Annotated in this window: 23 protein-coding genes; 12 read left to right on the top strand and 11 right to left on the bottom strand. The window is 69.6% G+C overall.

Annotated features, from left to right (window positions below; all coding sequences use genetic code 11):
• Nucleotides 1-271: 271 nt before the first annotated feature.
• A complete protein-coding gene (locus AC0NZN_RS06740; protein WP_474591512.1) occupies nucleotides 272-493 on the bottom strand; it encodes a hypothetical protein in 222 nt (73 codons plus the stop codon).
• An 84-nt stretch (nucleotides 494-577) separates the two neighbouring features.
• Between AC0NZN_RS06740 and AC0NZN_RS06735 the strand changes: the two genes are divergently transcribed.
• Complete coding sequence (locus AC0NZN_RS06735; RefSeq protein WP_474591511.1) at nucleotides 578-1216, top strand: hypothetical protein; 639 nt, start codon at nucleotides 578-580, stop codon at nucleotides 1214-1216.
• A 122-nt stretch (nucleotides 1217-1338) separates the two neighbouring features.
• Here AC0NZN_RS06735 and AC0NZN_RS06730 read toward each other — a convergent pair whose 3' ends face one another.
• On the bottom strand, nucleotides 1339-1791 hold the full coding sequence (locus tag AC0NZN_RS06730) for a GNAT family N-acetyltransferase (RefSeq protein ID WP_474591510.1): 453 nt from the start codon (nucleotides 1789-1791) through the stop codon (nucleotides 1339-1341).
• A 206-nt stretch (nucleotides 1792-1997) separates the two neighbouring features.
• Here AC0NZN_RS06730 and AC0NZN_RS06725 point away from each other — a divergent pair, with 206 nt between their 5' ends.
• Together AC0NZN_RS06725 and AC0NZN_RS06720 are read left to right on the top strand one after the other, a co-directional pair.
• Nucleotides 1998-4214: an NADP-dependent isocitrate dehydrogenase gene (locus tag AC0NZN_RS06725; protein ID WP_474591509.1), complete on the top strand. Its 2217-nt coding sequence runs from the start codon at nucleotides 1998-2000 to the stop codon at nucleotides 4212-4214.
• Between the two features lie 80 nt (nucleotides 4215-4294).
• Nucleotides 4295-5218, top strand: a complete 924-nt coding sequence (locus AC0NZN_RS06720) for an N-acetylglucosamine kinase (RefSeq protein ID WP_474591508.1) — start codon at nucleotides 4295-4297, stop codon at nucleotides 5216-5218.
• A gap of 32 nt (nucleotides 5219-5250) precedes the next feature.
• Here AC0NZN_RS06720 and AC0NZN_RS06715 read toward each other — a convergent pair whose 3' ends face one another.
• Nucleotides 5251-6693 carry a L,D-transpeptidase family protein gene (locus tag AC0NZN_RS06715; RefSeq protein WP_474591507.1) on the bottom strand — a complete coding sequence of 481 codons (1443 nt, stop codon included), beginning with the start codon at nucleotides 6691-6693 and terminating at the stop codon, nucleotides 5251-5253.
• A gap of 189 nt (nucleotides 6694-6882) precedes the next feature.
• Here AC0NZN_RS06715 and AC0NZN_RS06710 point away from each other — a divergent pair, with 189 nt between their 5' ends.
• From AC0NZN_RS06710 to AC0NZN_RS06685, 6 genes are all read left to right on the top strand, one after another.
• Complete coding sequence (locus AC0NZN_RS06710) at nucleotides 6883-8076, top strand: ROK family transcriptional regulator (protein WP_474591506.1); 1194 nt, start codon at nucleotides 6883-6885, stop codon at nucleotides 8074-8076.
• A 71-nt stretch (nucleotides 8077-8147) separates the two neighbouring features.
• Nucleotides 8148-9455 carry a sugar ABC transporter substrate-binding protein gene (locus tag AC0NZN_RS06705; protein WP_474591505.1) on the top strand — a complete coding sequence of 436 codons (1308 nt, stop codon included), beginning with the start codon at nucleotides 8148-8150 and terminating at the stop codon, nucleotides 9453-9455.
• Between the two features lie 41 nt (nucleotides 9456-9496).
• Nucleotides 9497-10480: a carbohydrate ABC transporter permease gene (locus AC0NZN_RS06700; protein WP_474591504.1), complete on the top strand. Its 984-nt coding sequence runs from the start codon at nucleotides 9497-9499 to the stop codon at nucleotides 10478-10480.
• A complete protein-coding gene (locus AC0NZN_RS06695; RefSeq protein WP_474591503.1) occupies nucleotides 10477-11385 on the top strand; it encodes a carbohydrate ABC transporter permease in 909 nt (302 codons plus the stop codon). Before AC0NZN_RS06700 ends, AC0NZN_RS06695 begins: the two co-directional genes overlap by 4 nt.
• Before the next feature lie 43 nt (nucleotides 11386-11428).
• A complete protein-coding gene (locus AC0NZN_RS06690; RefSeq protein ID WP_474591502.1) occupies nucleotides 11429-12355 on the top strand; it encodes an ROK family protein in 927 nt (308 codons plus the stop codon).
• Entirely contained in the window at nucleotides 12348-13127 is a 780-nt protein-coding gene (locus AC0NZN_RS06685; RefSeq protein ID WP_474591501.1) for a glucosamine-6-phosphate deaminase, read from the top strand. The genes AC0NZN_RS06690 and AC0NZN_RS06685 overlap by 8 nt, the downstream gene beginning before the upstream one ends.
• Nucleotide 13128: 1 nt before the next feature.
• On the opposite strand, the gene AC0NZN_RS06680 is transcribed toward AC0NZN_RS06685, so the two are convergent.
• The 7 genes from AC0NZN_RS06680 to AC0NZN_RS06650 all read right to left on the bottom strand — a co-directional run bounded on the left by AC0NZN_RS06680 (nucleotide 13129) and on the right by AC0NZN_RS06650 (nucleotide 19480).
• Complete coding sequence (locus AC0NZN_RS06680; RefSeq protein ID WP_474591500.1) at nucleotides 13129-13542, bottom strand: NUDIX hydrolase; 414 nt, start codon at nucleotides 13540-13542, stop codon at nucleotides 13129-13131.
• On the bottom strand, nucleotides 13539-14909 hold the full coding sequence (locus AC0NZN_RS06675) for an FAD-binding oxidoreductase (protein ID WP_474591499.1): 1371 nt from the start codon (nucleotides 14907-14909) through the stop codon (nucleotides 13539-13541). Before AC0NZN_RS06675 ends, AC0NZN_RS06680 begins: the two co-directional genes overlap by 4 nt.
• Nucleotides 14910-15029: 120 nt before the next feature.
• Complete coding sequence (locus AC0NZN_RS06670; RefSeq protein WP_474591498.1) at nucleotides 15030-15818, bottom strand: DeoR/GlpR family DNA-binding transcription regulator; 789 nt, start codon at nucleotides 15816-15818, stop codon at nucleotides 15030-15032.
• On the bottom strand, nucleotides 15815-16675 hold the full coding sequence (locus AC0NZN_RS06665) for a class II fructose-bisphosphate aldolase (protein WP_474591497.1): 861 nt from the start codon (nucleotides 16673-16675) through the stop codon (nucleotides 15815-15817). Before AC0NZN_RS06665 ends, AC0NZN_RS06670 begins: the two co-directional genes overlap by 4 nt.
• Nucleotides 16672-17640 (bottom strand): 1-phosphofructokinase family hexose kinase, encoded by a 969-nt coding sequence (locus AC0NZN_RS06660; protein WP_474591496.1) that lies wholly within the window; start codon nucleotides 17638-17640, stop codon nucleotides 16672-16674. The genes AC0NZN_RS06665 and AC0NZN_RS06660 overlap by 4 nt, the downstream gene beginning before the upstream one ends.
• Complete coding sequence (locus tag AC0NZN_RS06655; protein ID WP_474591495.1) at nucleotides 17637-18572, bottom strand: ROK family protein; 936 nt, start codon at nucleotides 18570-18572, stop codon at nucleotides 17637-17639. The genes AC0NZN_RS06660 and AC0NZN_RS06655 overlap by 4 nt, the downstream gene beginning before the upstream one ends.
• The gene (locus tag AC0NZN_RS06650; protein ID WP_474591494.1) at nucleotides 18569-19480 is read right to left on the bottom strand and encodes an SIS domain-containing protein; all 912 of its coding nucleotides are present in this window, start codon (nucleotides 19478-19480) and stop codon (nucleotides 18569-18571) included. Before AC0NZN_RS06650 ends, AC0NZN_RS06655 begins: the two co-directional genes overlap by 4 nt.
• Nucleotides 19481-19722: 242 nt before the next feature.
• Between AC0NZN_RS06650 and AC0NZN_RS06645 the strand changes: the two genes are divergently transcribed.
• Genes AC0NZN_RS06645 through AC0NZN_RS06635 form a run of 3 tightly spaced genes read left to right on the top strand, consistent with a single transcriptional unit; the run spans nucleotide 19723 to nucleotide 22881 of the window.
• Entirely contained in the window at nucleotides 19723-20967 is a 1245-nt protein-coding gene (locus tag AC0NZN_RS06645) for an extracellular solute-binding protein (protein ID WP_474591493.1), read from the top strand.
• Nucleotides 20968-20994: 27 nt separating this feature from the next.
• Nucleotides 20995-21972 carry a carbohydrate ABC transporter permease gene (locus tag AC0NZN_RS06640; protein WP_474591492.1) on the top strand — a complete coding sequence of 326 codons (978 nt, stop codon included), beginning with the start codon at nucleotides 20995-20997 and terminating at the stop codon, nucleotides 21970-21972.
• A 3-nt stretch (nucleotides 21973-21975) separates the two neighbouring features.
• Nucleotides 21976-22881, top strand: coding sequence for a carbohydrate ABC transporter permease (locus AC0NZN_RS06635; RefSeq protein WP_474591491.1), 906 nt, complete (start codon nucleotides 21976-21978; stop codon nucleotides 22879-22881).
• Between the two features lie 30 nt (nucleotides 22882-22911).
• Here the strand turns inward: AC0NZN_RS06635 and AC0NZN_RS06630 are convergent, their stop codons facing one another.
• On the bottom strand, nucleotides 22912-23289 hold the full coding sequence (locus AC0NZN_RS06630) for a YrdB family protein (protein ID WP_474591490.1): 378 nt from the start codon (nucleotides 23287-23289) through the stop codon (nucleotides 22912-22914).
• Nucleotides 23290-23358 lie beyond the last annotated feature (69 nt).

Genomic DNA, 23358 nt, shown 5'->3' with positions numbered 1-23358 from the left:
GCCCCTACGTGTGGGGGCGCCCGCCGCCCTCTTCCGCGAGCCCGCATTCGTTTGTCGAGCCCGCATCCATTTCACGCGAATCGGATGCGGGCTCGGGAAATGAGTGCGGGCTCGCGGAGATGTTGGGGGATGCGTCGCCGCGAACGCGATTCCTCCACAGGAAGAGGAATGCGACAAGGACGCTCTCGTCGACCGCGCGAGGAAGATCGGGGTCGGGCGGATGCCGCAGGGTGGGGCGATGCGTGTGGACGAGGCGAGACGCGAGCTCCTGTCACGATCCGACCTCGAAGCACAGGGTCTGTCCGGGCGCGGGCTCGAGCGTGTGCTCGCCGACGGGCGCCTTCGACGCGTCGATCACGGATGGTACGTAGCGAGCGACGTCTGGGATGCGGAGCACACCGAAGGTCGGCACCTGCTTCGCATCGTCGCGACGGACCTGCGTCGCCGCGGCTCCTCGGACGTCGTGTCCCATCATTCCGCGGCCGTGTTGCACGGGCTGCCCCTCATTCGACATGCCGCCGAGCGAGTCCACCTGAGCGGGATCGCGGCCAACGGCCGCGTTCGAGCGAGCGAGCCGATGGTCGCCCGACACGAGCTCGTCGTGTCCGCAGCCGAGCGTGCCGAGATCGACGGGATCGCGTGCACATCCCTCGCCCGCACCGCGGCCGACGTCATCCGCTCGTCAACGCGCGAGACAGCGATTGCCGTGCTGGATGCGGCCTTCCGGCAGGTCGCCTGGGACGACGCCTCCCACTCCTATGACCCCGACGCGGCGGCGGCCTTCCGGAGCGAGATCGCGCAGCGGCTTCCGCGCGGTGGGCGGGGTGTCAAGCAGGCTCGGTGCATCCTGGAACTCGCGGACGGACGGGCGCAGCTGCCCGGCGAGAGCGTCGGCCGGCACTATCTCCTGGAGTTGGGGTTCGCCGCGCCGCGCTTGCAGGTCGCCGTGGACGGCCCGGACGGCCGCGCCTTCTACGTGGATTTCGGGCTTGACGATGTCAATGCGTGGGGCGAGTTCGATGGGCGCCGCAAGTACGTCGATCCTGGTGTGCGCAACGGCGCGGACATCGAAGACGTCGTCCTGAAGGAGAAGATGCGCGAGGACTGGATCCGCGGCACGACGAATCGCCGCTTCGCTCGCTGGGGTTCGGAGCACACCCGCAGCGCTGGCGCGCTCGGCCGACGCCTCTCCCAATTCGGCATCCACCCCCGTTGACCGGCCCGGCACCTCCATGCCGCGAGCCCGCACTCAAATGTCGAACCCGCATCCGATTCGCGTGAAGAGGATGCGGGTTCGCAAAACGAGTGCGGGCTCGCGGCAACTCCAGCAAGCGGGGGCTACAGGCCGATCTCGGCGATGACCTCGCCGTACTCGGTCTCGCCGACGGGCGTGAAGCCGACGCGCTCGAAGAACGCCGCGGGTCCCGCCTCGCCGGCCTCGTAGATGACGTTGACGTGGTCCATGCCGCGCTCGCGCGCCTCGGCCAGGAGCGACTCGACCGCGAAGCGGCCGATGCCTTTGCCCTGGTCCTCCGCGTCGACGTTGATGCGCCACAGCACGGAGCGGAAGTGCTCCTGCGGGAAGTCGGGGTCGAAGTTCGCGCTGATGAAGCCCACGATGGAGTCGCCCTCCAGGACGACGCGCTGCCAGGACGTCTGAGGATTCACGACGGTTGCGGCGATGCCGTAGCTCACCGGCGAGAGGAACTCCTCCTGCCCGGGCTTCAGCGACATGTTGTTGACCGCCACGATGGTCGAGGCGGACAGTTCTTCCAGCCGAAGTTCTGCCATACGCACAGGCTAATGCCCACGCTGCTCGCCGAGGCAAGCTTGATCAGGCATCCACAGCGAGATATCTCGATGTCGAGATACTTTCCTGGGTGCGATAGTCTGGCGGATGCGTCGCTGCGTACGGTGAACCGGCGTGCGGCGGCCGCATCCGACGCCCCCCACGGCCACGCCCGCAAGGGCTCCTCCCTTCCAGAGAGAGACGACTCGTGCCCGATTCGACCATCATCTACACCCACACCGACGAGGCACCGGCGCTCGCGACCGCCTCCTTCCTCCCCATCGTGCAGGCCGTGACCCGGCAGGCCGGGGTCGAGGTCGAGACACGCGACATCTCGCTGGCCGGCCGCATCCTGGCCGCCTTCCCGCAGAAGCTCACGCCCGCCCAGCAGGTGGGCGACGCGCTCGCCGAGCTCGGCGGCCTCGCGACGCTTCCCGAGGCGAACATCATCAAGCTGCCCAACATCTCGGCGTCCATCCCGCAGCTGAAGGCGGCCATCGCCGAGCTGCAGGGCCAGGGCTACGACATCCCCGACTATCCGGACGAGCCGCAGTCGCTCGACGACAAGGACGTCCGCGCCCGCTACGACCGCATCAAGGGATCCGCCGTGAACCCGGTCCTGCGCGAGGGCAACAGCGACCGTCGCGCCCCTCTGTCGGTGAAGAACTACGCGCGCAAGCACCCGCACCGCAACAAGGCGTTCGCCGCGGGCTCGAAGACGCGCGTCGCGACGATGGGCCACGACGACTTCCGCTCGAACGAGAAGTCGGTCGTGATCCCGAGCGACGACGTGCTCACGATCCAGCACGTCGCCGAAGACGGCACGGTGACGACGCTCAAGAGCGGCCTCAAGGTCCTGCCCGGCGAGATCGTCGACGCGACCTTCCTCTCGGCCGCGGCACTCGACGCCTTCCTCGCCGAGACGCTCCAGACGGCCAAGGCGGAGGACCTCCTGTACTCCGTGCACCTGAAGGCCACGATGATGAAGGTCAGCGACCCGATCATCTTCGGCCACGTCGTCAAGGCCTACTTCGCCGACGTCTTCGACCGCAACGGCGACCTCCTCGCGCGCGAGGGGCTGAGCGCCAACAACGGCCTCGGCGCGATCCTCGACGGCCTCGCGCGTGTGGAGGGCGGAGCCGAGATCGCCGAGGAGATCGCGGCCGACCTCGACCGCGGCCCGCGCCTGTCGTACGTCAACTCCGACAAGGGCATCACAAACCTGCACGTCCCGTCGGACGTCATCGTGGATGCATCCATGCCTGCACTCATCCGCAACGGCGGCAAGCTGTGGGGCGCCGACGGCGGAGAGGACGACACGCTCGCCGTCATCCCGGACTCCTCCTACGCGGGGGTCTACCAGGCGACGATCGATGACGTCATCGCCAACGGCCCGCTCGACCCCGCGACGATCGGCACCGTCCCGAACGTCGGTCTCATGGCGCAGGCTGCGGAGGAATACGGCAGCCACGACAAGACCTTCGAGATCGAGACGGCCGGCCGCATGCAGATCGTCGACTCCGAGGGCGAGGTGCTCATCGAGCACGAGGTCGAGGCCGGCGACATCTGGCGGGCGACCCAGACCAAGGACATCCCGGTCCGCGACTGGGTGAAGCTCGCCGTGGGCCGTGCCCGTGCGACCGGCGTCCCGGCGGTGTTCTGGCTCGACGCCAATCGCGCGCACGATGCCCAGCTCATCGCCAAGGTCCAGACATACCTCGGCAAGCTCGACACCAAGGGCATCACGACGACGATCCTGCCGCCGGCGGAGGCGACCCGGTACTCGCTCGCCCGGATGCGCCAGGGTCTCGACACGATCTCGGTGACGGGCAACGTCCTGCGCGACTACCTCACCGACCTCTTCCCGATCCTCGAAGTCGGCACGTCGGCGAAGATGCTGAGCATCGTCCCGCTGCTCGCGGGCGGCGGCCTGTTCGAGACCGGCGCCGGCGGCTCGGCGCCGAAGCACGTGCAGCAGCTGCTCGCCGAGGACTACCTGCGCTGGGACTCCCTGGGCGAGTTCTTCGCGCTGGCCGCGTCGTTCGAGCACTACGCCGCATACACGGGCAACGCGAAGGCGCAGGTTCTCGCCGACACGCTGGATGCCGCCACCGGCACGTTCCTCGAGAACGACAGGTCGCCCGGCCGCGCCCTCGGCACGATCGACAACCGCGGCAGCCACTTCTACCTGGCGCTGTACTGGGTGCAGGAGCTCGCGGCGCAGACGGCGGATGCCGAGCTGGCGGCCGCGTTCGCCCCGGTCGCCGAGGCGCTCACGGCCAACGAGGACGCGATCGTCGCGGAGCTCCTCGCCGTGCAGGGCTCGAAGGTCGACATCGGCGGCTATTACCACCCGGATCAGGAGCTCGTGTCGCAGGTCATGCGTCCGTCCGCGACGCTGAACGGCATCGTCGACGGCATCTGAGTCGACGCGATCCGAGACGATCACTGCAGGCGGGCCGGCGGGGGAGACCTCGCCGGCCCGTCGCATGAAGGAGACGACAGATGACTGACGGAGCAGCGCTGGCGATCGACGCGGGACAGACCGGGATGAAGATCCGGATGACGCTCCCCGGCGCCGCCCCGCGGGAGACGATTCTCCCGGGCGTGCGCACGCATGAGGAGCTCATCCCGCAGCTCGCCTCCGCCGCCCGCGCAGCGGCCGCCGGCATGCCGATAGCCGAGGTGTCGGCGGGTGTCTCGGGGCTGACCCGTCGTGAGGCGGATGCGACGGCGCTGCTGGATGCGACGCGCGACCTCGGCACGTCCGTCGCCCGCCTCACGCACGACTCGATCACCTCGTTCCTCGGCACCCTCGGCGGCGATCGCGGCGCGGTGGTCGCGGCGGGCACCGGGGTCGTCACCCTCGCGGTCGGCCGCAAGCGCGTCGCACGAGTCGACGGCTGGGGCCACATCATGGGCGATGCGGGCAGCGGCTACTGGATCGGGCGCGAGGCGCTGGACGCCGGGATGCGCGCCTACGACGGGCGCGGTCCGCTCACCCCATTGACCGATGCCATGCGGGAGCGGTGGCCCGACCTCGACGAGGCGTACATCGACCTGCAGGCTGACCCCGATCGCATCCGGATCGTCGCATCCTTCGCCCGTGCCGTCGCCGAGCTCGCGGATTCGGATCCGGTCGCGGAGCGCATCTGCCTCCGCGCGGCCGAGGAGCTCGCGCGATCGGTGACGGCGGGGCTCGAACGGGTGGCGGAGGGCGTGGATGACGGCCCCTGGGCGGTCGGGGCCGTGGGCGGGGTGTTCGGTTCCACGCTCATCCGCGCGCGCTTCGAGCAGCTCCTGTCCGAAGCGCCGGTGGCGGTGCGCCTCGTCGGCCCGCGCGGCACCGGCCTCGACGGCGCCGCCGCACTGCCGGACGTCGGGCCCGAGCATCCGCTCCGCGCCTTCGTCTCGATCGCGTCGCGCTGAACCGGGCGGGACCGACCACGCTCAGGCGTGGGTCAGCCGTGGACCCACACGTCCGTGCCGCTCGGCGTCCAGTCGTAGAGCTGCTTGGCGCGCGAGATCGGCATGCCGACGCAGCCGTGGCTCATCGGGTGGCCGAAGTTGTGGTGCCAGTAGACGCCGTGGAAGCCCTGGTCGCCGTTGAAGTACATGACCCACGGGACGTCCGGCTGCGAGTACGTCGTGCCGTCGGGGTTGGGGCCCTTCATCGTCATCGACGGGATGTGCGAGTTGATCCGGAAGTGGCCGGTCTTCGTGGGGTACGTGCGTCCGCTGGAGACGAGCCAGGAGTCCACGACCTTGCCGTTCTCCTTGAGATAGAGCGTCTGCGTCGTGAGGTTGACCTCGAGCAGACGCTGCGCTGTCGCCATCTTCGCCGGGGTCTCGGAGACCGTCAGCTTGTATGCGCCATCGAGGTTCGCGAGCTGCTTCGCGAAGGCGTCGGCGACGCCCGCGGTCTCGCCGAGCGTGCGGCCGCTGTGGCCGGCGGCGATGGTGCGCAGGACCGTGCCGGAGGAGTTCGTGATGACGGAGCCGTCCGCCGGCGCACGGTTGACGGATGCGGAGAGCGAATCGACGACGGTCTGGATCTTGGATGCGTCGGCGCTCACGCCGATGGTGCCGTCCGGCTTGTCGGTCAGGGTGATCCAGGATGCGGCGGTCGCCCGGTCGACCGGCGCCGTCCGCTCGTCGCCCACGTAGAACCCGACGGTGTCGAGCATCTTGTTGAGCTTCCCGGCGACCTCCTGCGCGTGCGCGGTCGTCGTGGCAGCGGCCACCGGGGTCGTCGACACCGACACCGCCTTGCCCGTCGCGCCGGCGGCGAAGGCGTTCTGGATGGCGGTCTGCACGGCATCCACATCCACGCTCGTTCCGTCGACCGCCGGAGCGGCGGTGTACGAGCCGGTGGCGCCGTCGAAGGAGACGGTCGCGTCGACGGGAGCGACGAAGAGGGAGGGGAAGACGGTGTGCAGCTTCGCGGCGACGGCGGCGTGATCCACCTTGACGTCGGCCTTGCGCGACGACGGGAACCAGCCCGCGACGTTCCAGAGCGGATGGTCGGCGTAGGTGTCCTGCGCGAGCGTGCTCGCGTCGACGCTGGCGCCGAGGTCGGCGCCGGTCAGCGTGACCGTGCGGCCGTCGGGCCCCGACAGCGTCACCGGGGTCGCGGCGAGCTTCGCCGTGATGGCGTCGGCGGCGGCCCCCGCGGTCATGCCGCCGACGGGCACACTGGCGACGGATGCGCCGGGTGCGATGAGCACGAGCGAGACCGCCACGACGGCCGCCGCCACGATGCCCGTGGGCACGCCGATCCATGCGCCGAGATGGCGCTTGCGGTGCGCCGGCTCCGCCGGTGCCCACGCGTATGACGTGTCCGTACCGGTGGCCTGGTCGGCCCCGGTCGTCCCGACATCCCGCTGCTCGTCCGTGTCAGCCACTGTCAAACCCCCGAATTGCCCAGGGTTTATTGTACCGGGGGCGGCCTGAAGACCGGATCCACGCCGATGACGGTTGGATCTCGATGTCGAGTGGGTCGAGAAGCAGGTACGTAACGAATTCGTAAACCGGCCCAACAAAAGCGCGCTCAGGGCTTGCGGTTCTTATGTTCGTAAGGTCTACTAACAAACATGACTTCGCCCGAAGCGCAGCGCGGCTCTTCCACCATCGATTCCGCGCCCACGACCCACGGAGACGAGAACCCGTACGGGCCCCGCCGTGCGCTCCGGCAGGGATCCAAGGTGCTTCCGGAGCATGCTCGCGGGCACAACCGAGCGCTGCTGCTGCAGACCCTCTTCCACGAGGGGGCGATGAGCCGCGCCGACCTGTCGCGCGAGACCGGTCTCACCCGCGTCACGATCTCCGACCTCGTCTCCGAGCTCATCGCCGACGGCTTCATCGTCGAGGTCGGTGTGCGCGAGGCCTCCGGCCCGGGCAAGCCCGCGATCCTCATCGATCTCGACCGCACGGGGCACCGCATCCTCGCCCTCGACCTCTCCGCGAGCGACCGCTTCGTGGGCGCGGTCCTCACCCTCGACGGCCGGATCATCAGCCGTCGCGTGGTCGACCACGTCGAGCACCTCGACGACGCGGCCGGCATCGTCATCGGGCTCGCCCGCGAGCTCGCCGCGGAGTCCGACATGCCGATCCTCGGCATGGGCGTCGGAACACCCGGCGTCGTGGACGACGCGGGCGTGGTCCTCACCGCCCCCAACTTCGGCTGGCGCGACTACGACCTCAAGTCGGCGCTGCGTGCGGCCGTCGACATCCCGGTGATCGTCGCCAACGACGCGAACGCGGCCGTCCTCGCGGAGTACACCTTCGGCGGCGCGGACGACGTCCTGCTCGTGAAGATCGGCCGCGGCGTCGGCTCAGGCCTCGTCATCGACGGACGCCCGGTGCGCGGCAGCCACTCGGCCGCGGGCGAGATCGGCCACGTCACCGTCGGCACCGATGGCGGCCCGCTGTGCGCGTGCGGCCGCTCGGGCTGCCTCGAGGCCTGGCTCTCGGCCCCGGCGCTCACAGCCCGCATCGCCGATGCCGACCCCGCCGACCGCGACGGCATCCTGTACGACGCCGGCGAGCGCCTCGGCATCGCGCTGGCACCGGTCGTGGGTGCGCTCGACCTGTCGGAGGTCGTCCTCTCCGGCCCCCCTGAACTTCTCGACGGACCGCTCGCCCGGGCGACCCTCGAGACGCTCCGCTCCCGGATCCTCACCGTCCTGCACGACGGCATCCGGGTGCGGATGACGGCCCAAGGCCAGGACATCGTCCTGCGTGGCGCGGCCGTCATGGTCCTCTCCGGACAGCTGGGCGTGTCCTAGGACGCGCCATCCCCCCTGATGGAGCCGGAGGCTCCGTCGCACACCAAGAGAAACCAACACGAGGAGAAAAATTGCGCACTTCACGCATCGTCGCTGTCGGCGCTGTCGGCGTCGCTGCCGCCCTGGCGCTGAGCGCCTGCGGAAGCAGTTCCGGGTCCGGCTCCACCGGTGGAGCGGTCGACGGCAAGGGCAAGACGCTCACCGTCTGGGCCATGACCGGCGACCTGTCGGACACGACGCTCAAGGCGATCAACGACGAGTTCACCAAGCAGACCGGTGCCAAGGTCAAGGTCGAGACCCAGCAGTGGACCGACATCGCGACCAAGATCACCACCGCGCTCGCGACGAGCACCCCGCCGGACGTGCTCGACCTCGGCAACACGCAGGTCGCCACCTTCGCGTCGAGCGGCGGCCTCGCCGACCTGACGAAGTACAAGAGCGACTTCCAGCAGGGCCAGACCTGGCTCGGCGGCCTGCAGGACCCGGCCACGATCGACGGCAAGCTGTACGCGGTCCCGTCGTTCGCGGGCGCGCGTGCGGTCCTCTACAACAAGACGGTCTGGGCGGATGCGGGCATCACCGCCGCTCCCACCACGTATGACGAGCTCAAGGCCGACCTCGACAAGCTGAAGGCCAAGAACGCCGGCACCGACTTCTCCGCCTTCTACCTGCCCGGCCAGTACTGGTACGCGGGGATGCAGTGGGTCTGGGACCAGGGCGGCGACATCGCCACGCAGAAGAACGGCAAGTGGACCGCCGGCTTCTCGACCCCGCAGGCGCAGAAGGGCCTGAACGACTTCAAGGCCTTCCAGAACGCGTACTCGTCGGCGGCCAGCCAGACGCTCAACACCGACAAGCCCGACCAGGACCAGGTGTTCGCCGACGGCAAGGCCGGCGCGATCATCGCCAACGGCTGGGAGATCGGCGTGGTCCAGAAGGACAACCCGAAGCTGACGAACGACGTCCTCGGCTCCTTCCCGATGCCCGGTGTCTCGGGCAAGAACCAGCCGGTGAACCTCGGCGGCTCGGACTGGGGCATCGCGACCAAGAGCAAGAACCAGGACCTCGCTCGCGCGTGGGTCAAGATCGCGGCCAGCCCGGACATCCAGAACACCTACGTGTTCGGCAAGGACGGCTGGATCCCGAACAGCGTCGAGGGCTCGAAGGCCGCGGTCGACGGCGGCACGCTGTCCGAGCTGCAGAAGGCGTTCTTCACGTCGGCTCAGGACTCGAAGGCGACCCCCGCCTCGGGCAGCTGGGCGTCGCTGGAGGACCCGGGCATGAAGCAGTTCTTCCAGTCGGTGACCTCCGGCAGCCAGTCGACGTCCGACGCGGCGAAGACCTGGGACGCCACGGTCAACTCGACCCTCAACCAGTGATCGGCCTCTAGCAGGATCGGACACACAGGAACACTGAGAAGATGACCATCGCCTCGACCGCGACGAACGTCGCAGGCGAGGGTGTGGCCGCCGCCCGACCCGGGCGGCGGCCACGGCACCCTCGCCGCTACTCCAAGCAGGCGCGCTTCGCGCCCCTCTGGCTGCTGACACCGGCCGGAATCGTGATCGCCGCACTCATCCTGGCGCCGATCGTCTTCCTCGTCTTCACGTCCTTCACGGACTTCAACCAGCGGACCCTCTTCACCGGGGAGTTCAGCTTCGTCGGGCTCGACCAGTACACGAAGACCATCGCGAGCCCGCAGTTCTGGTGGTCCACGCTGCTGACGCTCGGCTTCACGGCCGCCCTCGTCATCGGCAGCCTCGTCATCGGAGTCGGCGTCGCCGAGCTGATGATGCGCCTCGGCACGGTCATGCGATACGTCATCACCATCGTGCTGATCTTCGCCTGGGGCATGCCGAACGTGGCGTCGTCGCAGGTGTGGAACTGGCTGTTCCAACCCGGATACGGCGTCATCAACTGGATGCTCACACAGCTGCGCATCTTCGGCGACGTCACCAACCTCTCGTGGGCCAACAACACGTTCCTCGCACTGCTGTGCATCTGGATGCTCGTCGTGTGGCAGGCGGTGCCGTTCATCGCGCTGACCACCTACGCGGCGCAGACCCAGATCGACACGTCGATGCTCGAGGCGGCGCGGATCGACGGCGCGAGCGAGCCCCGCATCTACTTCACGCTCGTCCTCAACTACCTGAAGCCGACGATCCTGCTCGTCACGGTGCTGTCGATCATCTGGGACTTCAACGTCTTCAACCAGATCTGGCTCGTCACCCAGGGCGGACCCAACAACACGACGGCCACCCTCGGCATCTGGACCTACCTGACCGCCTTCAACACCTTCAAGATCGGAACAGGCGCCGCGATCTCCGTGATCACCACGATCATGCTCATGATCATCAGCGGCTTCTACATCCGCAGCCTGCTTCGCTCGGGGGAGGACCTGTGAGCACCATCACCACCGAGTCGTCCACGGCCTCGGCCGGGGCGACGACCGCGGGAGCGCCGCCGGCGCGCCCTCCGCGCCGGCGCCGTCAGCGTCACCCGTGGGCGACCGCCATCGCCATCGTCTTCAGCGTCATCTGGATCTTCCCCGTCTACTGGATGGTCAACACGGCATTCAAGCCGCGTCCCGAGGTCATGACCTCGACACCTCACTTCCTGCCGCTGAACCCCACGTTCGACAACTTCATCGTCGCGATCACGCAGACGTCGTTCCTGACGAATCTCCAGAACAGCGTCATCGTCGTCGTGAGCGCCGTGGTGTTCGCACTCGCCCTCTCGCTGTTCGCGTCGGCGGCTCTCAGCCGGTTCCGCTTCCGCGGGCGCCGCACGATCATGGTGCTGATCCTCGCCGTCCAGATGCTTCCCGGCACGGCGCTGCTCATCCCGCAGTTCCTCATCTTCAATAACCTGGGTCTGCTGAACTCGTTCTTCGGACTTTCGCTCGCGTATGTGGCGGCCGTGCTGCCGTTCGCGATCTGGACCCTGCGCGGATTCTTCATCACCATCCCGGTCGAGCTCGAAGAGGCCGCGATGATGGACGGCGCGGGCACCTGGCGCATCCTGCGCAGCATCCTGTTCCCGCTCGTCGTCCCGGGCGTGATCTCGACGAGCATCTTCGCCTTCATCTCCGCGTGGAACGAGTACATCCTCGCGTACACGTTCATGAAGGAGCAGGCGATGTACACGCTGCCGATCTGGCTGGTGTCGTTCTCGTCCCCTGTCACCGGCACCGACTACGGCGGGCAGATGGCGGCCTCGGTGCTCTTCGCACTCCCGGTCGTCGTTTTCTTCCTCATCATCCAGCGCCACCTTGTGGCCGGGATGTCGGCCGGGGCGGTCAAGGGCTGATGCCGGCGCAGGCTGCAGCCGCCTCCCGTCGGGAGAGCGGCTCATGAGAGTGGGTCTGGACGTCGGGGGGACCAAGACGGACGCCGTCGCGATCGACGGGGCCGGGATCGTCCGGGCGCGCGTGCGACGCGCGACGGGATGGGGGCCGGATGCGGTCGTCCGCACGGTGGTGGACGCGGTGTCCGCGCTCGCGGCCGAGCTGGGACTGCCCGTCGCCGCGTTCGCCTCCGTGGGCATCGGCATCCCGGGACGCATCGAACCGGGCTCCACACGTGTGCGGCACGCCGTGAACCTCGGCATCGAGGAACTCGACCTCGCCGCCGCCGTCGGGCCCGAGCTCGGGCTCCCCGTCGCGGTGGAGAACGACGTCAAGGCCGCCGCGCTCGGTGCCGCGGCCATCCAGGGCGCGAGCGGCACTCTCGCATACCTGAACTTCGGCACGGGCGTCGCGGCGGGCATCGTCGTGGACGGCCGACTCTGGGCCGGCTCGTCGGGCACGGCGGGCGAGGTCGGCCACCTGTCGATCGACGCGAACGGGCCGCTGTGCACGTGCGGCCAGCATGGCTGCATCGAGGCGTTCTCAGGCGGCGGCACGGTCGCGCGGCGCTGGGGGCGCCCTGGTGAGCTGCCGATCCGCGACATCTTCGACGCCGCCGACGCGGGCGACCCGACAGCGATCGAGCTGCGGGACGGCATCGGCTACGGCGTGAGTGCCGCCATCCGCGCCCTTGTGCTGACGGTGGATGCCGGTACCGTCGTCCTCGGGGGCGGCATCACGATGCTCGGCGATCGGCTGATGGCCGTCGTCGCAGCGGAGCTGACGCGCAGCGCCGACGCATCCCCGTTCATCCGTTCGCTCCGCCTCGACGAGCGTGTGCGCGTGCTTCCGGCAGGCTCGCCCGTCGCGGCGATCGGTGCGGCGCTCGTCGGCGCCGATCATGATACTGAGGAGGTCCTGGCCCATGGCTGAAGTGGTCATCGTCGAGAACGCCGCCGCGGGGGGCGCGCTCGTCGCCGACGAGATCGTGCGGCTGATCCGCGCCGACCCGGCCGTTGTGCTGGGGCTCGCGACGGGGTCTACGCCCCTGCCCGTGTACGAGGCGCTGCGTCCGCGCATCGCCGGCGTCGACGTGTCGCAGGTGCGCGGTTTCGCCCTCGATGAGTACGTCGGCATCGACCCGGCGCATCCCGAGAGCTACCGCTCCGTCATCACGCGCGAGGTCGTGGAGCCCCTCGGGCTCGACCCGGCGCGCATCCGCGTGCCCGACGGTCGCTCCGACGGCATCGAGCACGCCGGCGCCGACTACGAGGCCGCGATCGACGCGGCCGGGGGGGTCGCCCTTCAGATCCTCGGCATCGGGACCGACGGGCACATCGGCTTCAACGAGCCCGGGTCGTCGTTCGCCTCGCACACGCGCGTGAAGACGCTCACGGAGCAGACGCGCGAAGACAACGCGCGCTTCTTCCCGAGCATCGACGACGTGCCGATGCACTGCATCACGCAGGGACTCGGCACGATCCTGCGTGCGAAGCACCTCGTGCTCCTCGCGTTCGGCGAAGGCAAGGCTGAGGCCGTGGCCGGTGCCGTCGAAGGTCCGGTGACGGCGTCACTGCCGGGCTCGGCGATCCAGCTGCACCCGCACGCGACGGTCGTGGTCGACGAGGCCGCGGCGGCGCGCCTGCGCTTCGCGGACTACTACCGCTACACCTACGCGAACAAGCCCGCCTGGCAGGGCCTGTAACTCACCGCCAGACGAGAGGCAGCAGCTGATTGCGGCTGAGCGGTGCCAGGGGAGTTGCCTCCAGGTCGCGCGGCGTGATCCAACGCAGTTCGGCGATCTCCGCGCCCGCCAGCGCCTCGGGATCGCCGAGGGTCAGCGTGAAGGCATCAGCGACCACGGTGTGATCGGGCTCGTTCGCAGCGGCATCCCGGAACATCCCGAGCGGGGTGAGCGATCCAGCATCGGCGACGATCCCCGTCTCTTCGAAGAGTTCCCGGACCGCTGCGTCGAGCGCCGACTCACCCGGATCGGGCTTGCCCCCGGGCTGCTGGAAGACCGCGGTGCCGTGCTTGCGAACCACGAGCGCGCGGCCAGATGGATCCGTCACGACAACCGCGCTGACGCGGATCACGCGAGCGGTGGGCACGGCGCTCACGCGAAGACCTTGCCGGGATTGAGGATGCCCTGGGGGTCGAAGACGCGGGTGATGTCGCGCTGCAGGCGCCACTGATCGTCGCCGAGCTCGTCGACGAGCCACCGGCGCTTCAGCACGCCGATGCCGTGCTCTCCGGTCAGCGTGCCGCCCAGGCGCAAGGCGGCGCGGAACAGGTCGTCCGCGGCGGCCCAGATCCGATCCGGCACGTCGGCCTCGCCGTCCGGGATGACGAAGTTCGGATGCAGGTTGCCGTCGCCGGCATGCGCGACCGTGGGGATCGCGATGCCGTACTGCCGCTCCACCCGCGCGATCTCGTCGAACATCGCGGGCATCGCGCTGCGGGGAACGCTGACGTCCTCGATGAGCGTGCGGCCGAGCGATTCCATCGCGGGATGCATCGACCGACGGATCGCGAGCAGCCGCTCGCCCTCGGCCCGGTCGTGCGAGATCGCGACCGTGCCGCCGGCCGTGCGCAGGATCGCCGCGATCTCGTCCGCCTCTGCTGTCGCCGCAGGCCCGTCGGTCTGGATCGTCACCTGCGCGGCCCCCGTGGGAGGGGCGTCCAGGCCGAGCAGGGCGTGCACAGCCGACAGGGACTGCCCATCCATCAATTCCATGATGGCGGGCTGGATGCCGGCCGCCGTGACGGCTGCACAGGCCTGCGCGGCGGCCCGCACGCCGTGGGAGAAGGCCGCTGCGATGGTGCGGGGGTCTCCCGGCACGAGCCGACGCAGCTTCAGCGTCGCGCCGACGACGATGCCGAGTGTGCCCTCCGAGCCGATGAACAGCGACGTGAGGTCCAGGCCGGTGACACCCTTGACCGAGCGGTGCCCGACGTGGATCAGCGAGCCGTCGGCGAGGACGACATCGAGGGCGAGCACGGCGTCGCGCACGACCCCGTACTTGGCGCAGAGGAGGCCGCCGGCACCCGTGGCGATGTTGCCGCCGACCGTGGAGATGGCGCGGCTGGCGGGGTCGGGTGCCCACCACAGCCCGTGTGGCGCGAGAGCCTCGTTGAGGTCGCCGTTGAGGATGCCGGGCTCGACGGTGGCCAGCAGGTCCTCGGGGCGCACTTCGAGGATGCGCGTCATGCCCCGCAGTGAGAGGGCGATCTCGCCCGCGCCCGCGTTGGCGCCGCCGGCGAGGCCCGTTCCGGCGCCGCGCGGGACGACTGGGGTGCCGGTCGCGCTCGCGATGCGCATCACCTCCTGGACGTCGGCCACGGATGCGGCGTGCACGACGGCGAGCGGTGGGGCGGATGCCACGTGTCCGGACTTGTCGGCGCGCGCATCGTCCAGCGCTCGCGGCGTCGTGTCGACGCGATCGCCGAGCGCCGCGCGCAGCTGCGCAAGGACGTCCGAAGTCACGGTCTCAGCCTAGAGAGGCGTTTCCCGAGCCCGCACTCGATTCCCGAGCCCGCACCGGAATCACGCGAATCGCGTGCGGGCTCGGGAAATGGATGCGGGTTCGCGAGAGGTGGGGAGGCGTCACTCCGCGACCCGGACGTCGTAGCCGCGCTCGACGAGCTCCGCGCGCTGCTCGGGCGTGATGCCCGCGTCGGTGAGGAGGATCGGGAACCGCTCGGGGCCGCCCATCACGGCGAACGCGGTGCGCCCGATCTTGCTCGAGTCGGCGACGATCACCGCCTGTCGCGCGCGTGCGGCCATGAGCCGGTTGGCGGCGGCCTCGCGCTCGTCGTGCGTGGTGGCCCCGACCTCCGCGTCGATGCCGTTGACCCCGATGAACGCGACGTCGATGGTGAGCCCGCGCAGCACCTGCTCCGCGTAGCCGCCGACGAGCTCGTACGAGCGGGCGTTGAGCACACCGCCCGTGACGACGATCTTGAGCGCGGGCCGCGTCGCCAGCTGCGCGGCGATGTTCACCGAGTTCGTGACGACGGTGAAGGCGTAGAGCGCGGAGGCCGGCGCAGCATCCGTCCGCATCGCGAGAGCCGCCGCGATCGCGGTCGTGGTGGTCCCGCCCGTGAGTCCCACGACCGATCCGGGCGGGATCATCTGTGCGGCCATGCGGGCGATCCGCTGCTTCTCGGCCGTGCGCTGGTGGTTCTTGTAGCGCAGCGGGAGCTCGTACGCGACACTCAGCGGCGCCGCCCCGCCGCGGGTGCGGGTCAGCAGCCGCTGCTCGGCGAGGGCATCGAGGTCGCGACGCGCGGTCGCGGCCGAGATGCCGAGGGTGTCGACGAGCTCGTCGACCTCGACGCCGTCGGAGGCGGCGAGCAGCTCGATGATCGCCGCCAGGCGCTCCGCGCGCTTCACGAGGCCACCCGCAGCGGTGCGGTCTGAAGCGCGAAGAGCCGCATCATCCGCTCCGCCTCGCCGGCGACGGCGGCGCGCCCGGCGGAGACGTATCTGCGCGAGTCGACGATCGCGGGGTCGTCGTCGAGGGATGACCGGATGGCCCGGGTGAAGAAGCCGTTCAGGTGCGTCGACACATTGATCTTCGTCATGCCGGCGCGGATCGCGCCCGCAAGCACGTCATCGGCGACGCCGGACGACCCGTGGAGCACCAGTGGCACGTCGAGGGCGGTGCGCAGGCGCGCGATGCGCTCGAGGTCGAGGTGGGCGGTGCGGCTCGTCATGGCGTGCGATGATCCCACGGCGACGGCCAGGGCGTCCACACCGGTCGCCGCGACGAAGTCGCGGGCCTCGTCCGGATCGGTGCGGACGCCGGGAGCGTGGGCGCCGTCCTTGCCGCCGATCTCGCCGAGTTCGCCCTCCACCGAGACGCCGGCTGCATGGGCGGCGGCCACGACGCGTGCAGTCGAACGTACGTTCTGCTCGTAGGGCATCGTCGAGGCGTCGAACATGACCGAGCCGAAGCCCAGCGCGATGGCTTCGGCGACGAGCTCTTCGCGCTCGGCGTGATCGAGGTGCACCGCCACCGGGACGGAGGCCGCCGCGGCGACGGCGAGCGTCGCCGCTCCGATCGGGGCGAGCGCGCCGTGATAGTCCGCGCAGTTCTGCGAGATCTGCAGGATGACGGGCAGACCGGCCGCCTCCGCACCCCGGACGAGAGCCTCAGCGGTCTCGAGGTGGATCACGTTGAATGCGCCGATCGCGGTGCCGCGGTCACGGGCTTCCGCGACGAGGTCGCGGGCGTGGGCGAGGGTCATCGAGCCTCCGTCAGGGGAACTGTCTTCGAAAGTGAGAGCACGCCGATGCGCTCGGCGAGCTCGACGTGCAGAGGGGAGATCTCGCCGGCGACGGGCTCCAGCACCGCCGCGGCGGACCACGCGACCGCAGCCCGCAGGAGCGACTGCGGGTCGTCGACCCCCTGCGCGAGGAGGACGGATGCGGCGGCCACCGCCGCATCCCCCGCGCCGGTCGGATTGCCCGCGAGCACCTCGGGAAGGCGCGCGTGCAGCGGGTCGGCGTCCGGCCTCACGGCGAGCATGCCGTCCGCGCCGAGCGAGAGCAGGACGAGCCGAGTCCCGTACGCGAGCAGTGTGCCTGCCGCGGCGACCGGGTCATCGATCCCTATCGCCTCGGTCAGCTCGGCGCGATTGGGCTTCAGCACGGTGGCGCCGGCGCGGGCGGCGGCGAGGAGCGCGGCACCGGAGGTGTCGACGATCGAGGGGATGCCGAGCGCCGTCGCGATGCCGATGAGCTCGGGTATGAGCGTGCCGGGAGCGCCGGGCGGCAGGCTGCCGGAGACGACGAGGACCGCGGCGCGGGCCGCGGCATCCGTCGTCGCATCGAGGAGAGCGCGCCATCCGGCGCTTCCGGGATCGGTGCCGCGTTCGTTCAGGACCGTCGCGTCGCCCGTCGCGACATCCACGATCGCGACACTGCGCCGCGTCGGCGGGTCGACCGGGACGAGCACGTGGGGGATGCCACTCGCCTGCAGCTCCGCGGCGAACTCGGCGCCAGTCGGGCCGCCGACCGTCGTCACGGCGACGACCTCGGCACCCTGCTGCGCGGCCACGCGCGCCACGTTCAGGCCCTTGCCCCCCGCACGCGCACGCCCTGTGCCGACCCGGTGCGACTCGCCGACGGACAGGCTCTGGACGTGCCATGTCATGTCGAGTGCAGGATTCGGCGTGACGGTGACGATCAGCCCGGTCTGCGCGCCGCTCATGCCGCCGCATCCGATCGCTCGCGGGCGATGATCGCCGCTCCCAGGAGCCCCGCGTCCTCGCCCAGCTGGGCGGCCAGCAGCTGCGGTCGGCGATGGAAGCTCAGGCGCGCGTCGAGGCGCGTGCGCAGTGGTTCGAAGAGTTCGTCCCCTGCCCGTGAGAGCCCCCCGCCGACGACGACCGCCTGCGGCGCGAGCATCGCGGTCAGCTGCGCGAGCGAGAGCACGAGGGCGTCGATGGCGGCATCGACGACCGCGCTCGCGGTCGGATCTCCCGCGGCGGCCCGGGCGAAGACCTCCCGGGCTCCCTCGACGTCGCATCCGGAGAGCTCCGCATAGCGGCGCGCGATCGCGCCGGCCGAGGCGACGGTCTCCAGGCAGCCGTACGCGCCGCACGGGCACGCAGAGCCGCCGGCGACGGGGGAGTGGCCGATCTCGCCGGCATAGCCGCCGGCGGGATGCAGCCGTCCGTCCACGATGAGCGCGCCGGCGATGCCTGTCCCGATCACCATGACGAAGACGTCGTCGAACGCCCGGGCGCCGCCCACGAGATGCTCGGCCCACGCGGCCGCGCGCACGTCGTGGTCGAACGCGACGGGCATGCCGAGGGCGCTCGAGGCGAGCTCGCGGATCGGCGCATCGTGCCATCCCAGGTTGCTCGCGTACACGCCGATGCCGCGCGTCGAGTCGACGATGCCCGGCACGATGACCCCTGCCGCGGTCGGAGTCGCGTCGGGGAAGCGCGACGTCAGGTCTGCGGCGAGCTCGGCGAGCCGTGCCGCCAGCGCGACCGGCGTCTCGGAGCCGGCGAGGGGAGTCGGCGTGCGCTCGATGCCGAGGGCCCGCCCGTCAGCGTCGAAGAGGGCGGACTTGATGTCGGTCCCGCCGACGTCGAACGCGAGGATCGGCCGGCCGTCGCCGAGCGAGAGAGTCATGGTTCGAGGATGACAGAACGGGTCAGGGAGCGGGGCTGGTCCGGGTTCAGGTCCGCGGCGCGGGCGCGCTCGAGTGCGACGCGCTGCGCGCGCACGAGTTCGGCGAGCGGATGCAGCGACCCCTGCTCGAACCGGGCGCCCGTCGCCGACACCTGCGCGGCCAGGCCCTCGGGCGCGTCACCGAACTGCCAGGTCACGCGACCGGGGGCGGCGATCGAGATGGGTCCGTGCCGGTACTCCATCGAGGGGTACGACTCGGTCCACGACTGGGATGCCTCGCGCATCTTCAGCGCGGCCTCGTGGGCGAGACCGACCGTCCAGCCCTGCCCGAGGAAGGTGTACTGCTGGGCGCCGACGAGCTCCGGGTCGAGCTCCTCCGCGATGGCCCGCTCCGCATCGGCGATCGCCGGTGCCAGGTCGACGCCGAGCGACGAGAGCATGAGCGCGAGTGCCGTGGTGGCGAAGCGCGTCTGCACCACCGACTGCTCGTCGGCGAACGCCAGCAGGAGCGGCGTCTGGACGGCGGAGACGAGCGGGGACGACGCATCCCCGACGATCCCGATGGTCGACGCGCGGCCGGCGAGGCGGTCGGCGAGCTCGAGGACCTCGGTCGTCGTACCCGAGCGCGACAGCAGCACGACGTCGTCGTATCGCCGGTCGAGGACGAAGGCTTCGGATGCCGCGAACGCGTCGGTCTCGCCCAGCCCGGCGGATTCGCGCGCGGCGGCGTACGACTGCGCCATGAACCACGACGTGCCGCAGCCGACGACCGCGACGCGACGGCCGGCAGCCGGCATCCCCGCACGGGCGTCGTGGAGACCCGCGACCCTCGCCCACATCTCGGGCTGCGAGGCCAGTTCCCGCGCCATGTGCTCGGCGGGCCGGACGACGGTCTCTTCGTGGGTCATGTCTCTCCTCGACGGGTTATGGTGCAGGAACGAGCATACATTGTGCTTCAAAGTGATTGTAGCAATCCGGATCAATCACTTCTATGATCGAAACCTGCGCTGGTCGCCAGAGCCTTGGCAATATGCGCAGAGTCCTAACAAAATGGACTATAGGCAACGACGTCTCGCGACTGCACCTGCAGGAGGACGGTGACGGCGTCCCAGCACCACTCCCTTTGCCGAAGACAGTGAGGATGCAGCACATGAAGAAGACCCACCTGCTGGGAGGTGCCGCGATCGCGGCCACCGCAGCGCTCGCGCTCACCGGGTGCGGGTTCGGCGGCGGGACGGCCGGCAATGCGTCCGGCGGCGCCACGACACTCAACATGCTCGTTCCGAGCTACTCGGACAAGACGCAGCAGAACTGGGAGACCGTGATCGCGGGCTTCGAGAAGAAGTACCCCGACATCACCGTCAAGCTCCAGGTCGAGTCGTGGGACAACCTGCAGACGGTGATCACCACCAAGATCCAGGGCGGCCAGACGCCGGACATCTACAACGGCGGTCCCTTCGTCGGCTTCGCCTCCGACGGTCTGCTCTACAAGGCGTCCGACGTCGTCTCGAGCAGCACGATGTCGGACTTCCAGGAGGCCTTCGTCAAGAACGAGGAGTACAAGGGCACCGCGTACGCGCTGCCGTTCATCGCCTCGGCCCGCGCGCTCTTCGTCAACAACGACCTCCTGAAGCAGGCGGGCGTCGCGACGCCTCCGAAGACGTGGGACGAGGAGCTGGACGCCGCGGTCAAGATCTCGAAGCTCGGCAACGGCGTCGCCGGCTACGGCATGCCGCTCGGCTCGGAGGAGGCTCAGGCCGAGGCGGCCGTCTGGCTGTGGGGCGGGGGCGGCACCTTCGGCAACGCCGACAAGATCATGGTCAGCGACCCGTCCAACCTGCCCGGCGGGAACCAGATCAAGAAGATGATCGACGCCGGTGCGACCGAGAAGGACCCGGGCTCGACGAACCGCACCCCGCTGCTCGACATCTTCATCCAGGGCAAGATCGGGATGCAGGTGGGCCTGCCGCCGACCGTCGGCCAGATCAAGGCGAAGAACCCCTCCTTGAACTACTCCATCGTGCCGATCCCGACGCAGGACGGCAGCGCCATGACCCTCGGCGTCGAGGACCAGCTGATGGCGTTCAAGAACAAGACCGACAAGAAGGCCGCCATCCAGAAGTTCTTCGACTACTTCTACTCGCAGGATGTCTACGTGCCGTGGGTGAAGTCCGAGGGCTTCCTGCCCGTCACGAAGTCGGGAGCCACGGCCCTCGACAACGAGCCCGACCTGAAGCCCTTCCTCGAGGTGCTGCCGAGCGCGAAGTTCTACCCCTCGACGAACCCCAAGTGGGACGCGACGGATGCCGCGTTCAAGTCGCTCTTCGGGCAGATCCAGACGAAGCCGGCCAAGGACGTCCTCGACGAGATCCAGGCCGCGGCGGACAAGGGCTGACAACCGGAAAGGTTCGGTGACACGCGAATGAGCACCTCCACCGAGACGTCGCCGAACCAGGCGGGGGCGGCCGTCGGCCGCCCCCGCACCGGCAAGGCCGAATCCGCCGACCGGGTCCGCAAGCCCGGCGCGCGCGACCTGGTCGCGGCCCTCCCCTGGCTCGCCCCGGCCCTGATCCTCATCTTCGGCGTGGTGCTCTTCCCCGCCGGAGTCATGTTCTTCAACTCGACGCGGCGCATCGACATCGCCGGCATCGACAAGGGCTCCGTGGGCATCGACAACTACGTCGAGGTCTTCACGTTCCCCTACTTCTGGCCGATCTTCCTGCGCACGATCGTGTGGGTCGTCGTGGTCGTCGGCGTCACCGTCGTCCTGTCGCTCGGGCTCGCCCAGATCCTCAACAAGGCGTTCCCGGGCCGCCGCTTCGTCCGGATGATCGTGATCATTCCGTGGGCGGCATCCGTCGTCATGACGACGATGGTGGTGTTCTACGGTCTCGAGCCGTACTTCGGGGTCATCAACAAGCTGCTCTACGACATCGGGCTCATCGGCGACTCGCAGGGCTTCGGCTGGACCAAGAACCCGACGACGGCCTTCGGATGGTCGATCGCCGTCGCCGTCTTCGTGTCATTGCCGTTCACGACCTACACGATCCTGGCGGGACTCGCGACGGTGCCGACGGAAACGCTCGAGGCCGCCCGCGTGGACGGCGCGAGCCCGGTGCGCACCTACTTCACCGTCGTGCTGCCGCAGCTGCGCGCGGCGCTCGCGGTCGCCATCCTCATCAACATCATCAACGTCTTCAACTCGCTGCCGATCCTGCGGGTGATGACCGGCTCGATACCGGGTTACGACGCCGACACCTTCATGACCCTCATCTTCAAGTACATCCAGAACCAGCATCGCGTCGACGTGGCGAGCGCTCTGTCGGTGGTCGCGTTCCTGATCGTGATCGGGATCGTCGCGCTGTACGTGAAGATCGTCAAGCCGATGCAGGAGGCCTGAGCGATGACCGCCACCACTCTCCCCGCCCCCGCGGCGGGCGTCCCCCTGAAGGCCCGCAAGAAGCGGTACACGAGCGATCAGATCACGCTCTCCCGCGTGCTGTGGCGGATGCTGGCCGGTCTCGTGGTCGCGCTGTTCTTCATCCTCCCGTACCTGATCATGTTCTTCGGGTCGGTGAAGACGCAGGCGCAGATCCGTTCGGTCACTCCCACCTACTTCCCGACGGAGTGGCACTGGGAGAACTACCTGACGATGTGGTCGACGCCCGAGACGCCGCTCTTCCACAACCTCGTCTCGACCATCGTGATCTCAGTGAGTGCGACGATTCTCGTGCTGTTCGTCTCACTGCCGGCCGCGTACTACACGGCGCGCTACCGGTTCCCGGGGCGGCTCGTGTTCCTGTTCCTCGTGATCGTGACACAGATGCTGCAGCCGGCGGTGCTCACGTCGGGCCTGTTCCGCCAGTTCTTCGCCATGGGCCTGATCGACACGTGGACCGCGATGATCGTCATCAACGCCGCCTTCAATCTCGCGTTCGCGGTGTGGATCATGCACGCCTTCTTCGCCGGCGTCCCCAAGGAGATCGACGAGGCCGCGCAGATCGACGGCGCCGGGCGATTCACCGTGCTCTTCCGGATCAACCTGCCGCTGGTCTGGCCGGGCATCGTGACGGCCGTGGTCTTCACGTTCGTCGCGTGCTGGAACGAGTTCGCCGCATCCCTCGTCATCCTGCAGACCGCCGACAACCAGCCGCTGTCGGTCGCGCTGACCAAGTTCGTCGGTCAGTACGCGACGTCGTGGCAGTACGTGTTCGCGGTGTCGGTGGTCGCCGTCGTGCCGGTCGTCGTGCTCTTCATGCTCATCGAGAAGCGCCTCGTGGGCGGTCTCACCGCGGGCAGCGTGAAATAGCGACGCGGGCGTTCGGCCGGCCGTCGACGATCAGGCGAAGCGTCGGCGGCCGGCGAGCACACCGACGGTGATCGCGATCACCGCGAAGACGAGTCCCACCCAGGCGAGGCCCATGCCCCACCACGCGAGAGTCGCGGCGAGGTAGACGAGCAGTTCGACGACGGCGCGGACGAACGGATGCACGGCGAGCACGGCGCGCGGTGACACGAACAGCGCCCACACGAGGATGGCGAGCACGGGCGCGCCGATGCCGATGATGATGTTCCACGGCAGCGCGAACGCGGCGAAGCCCCAGAACGCGAGCGTGCCCAGCGCGAAGAGCTCGCAGAAGAACGCGAGCACATCCACCGCCGACAGCGGCGGGCGGGTGCCGGCGGGCAGGGCGCTCTCGGGCGGGTTCTCGGGCATCCCCCGATTCTACGGCGCGCCGCTGAGAGCGCCGATCGGAGGTGGCTGCCCGGTCTGGGCGTGCGGCGG

The sequence above is a fragment of the Microbacterium sp. sgz311019 genome, assembly GCF_056135325.1.
Note: the sequence above shows the minus strand (reverse complement) of the source record. Positions and strands in the feature narration are given on the sequence as shown.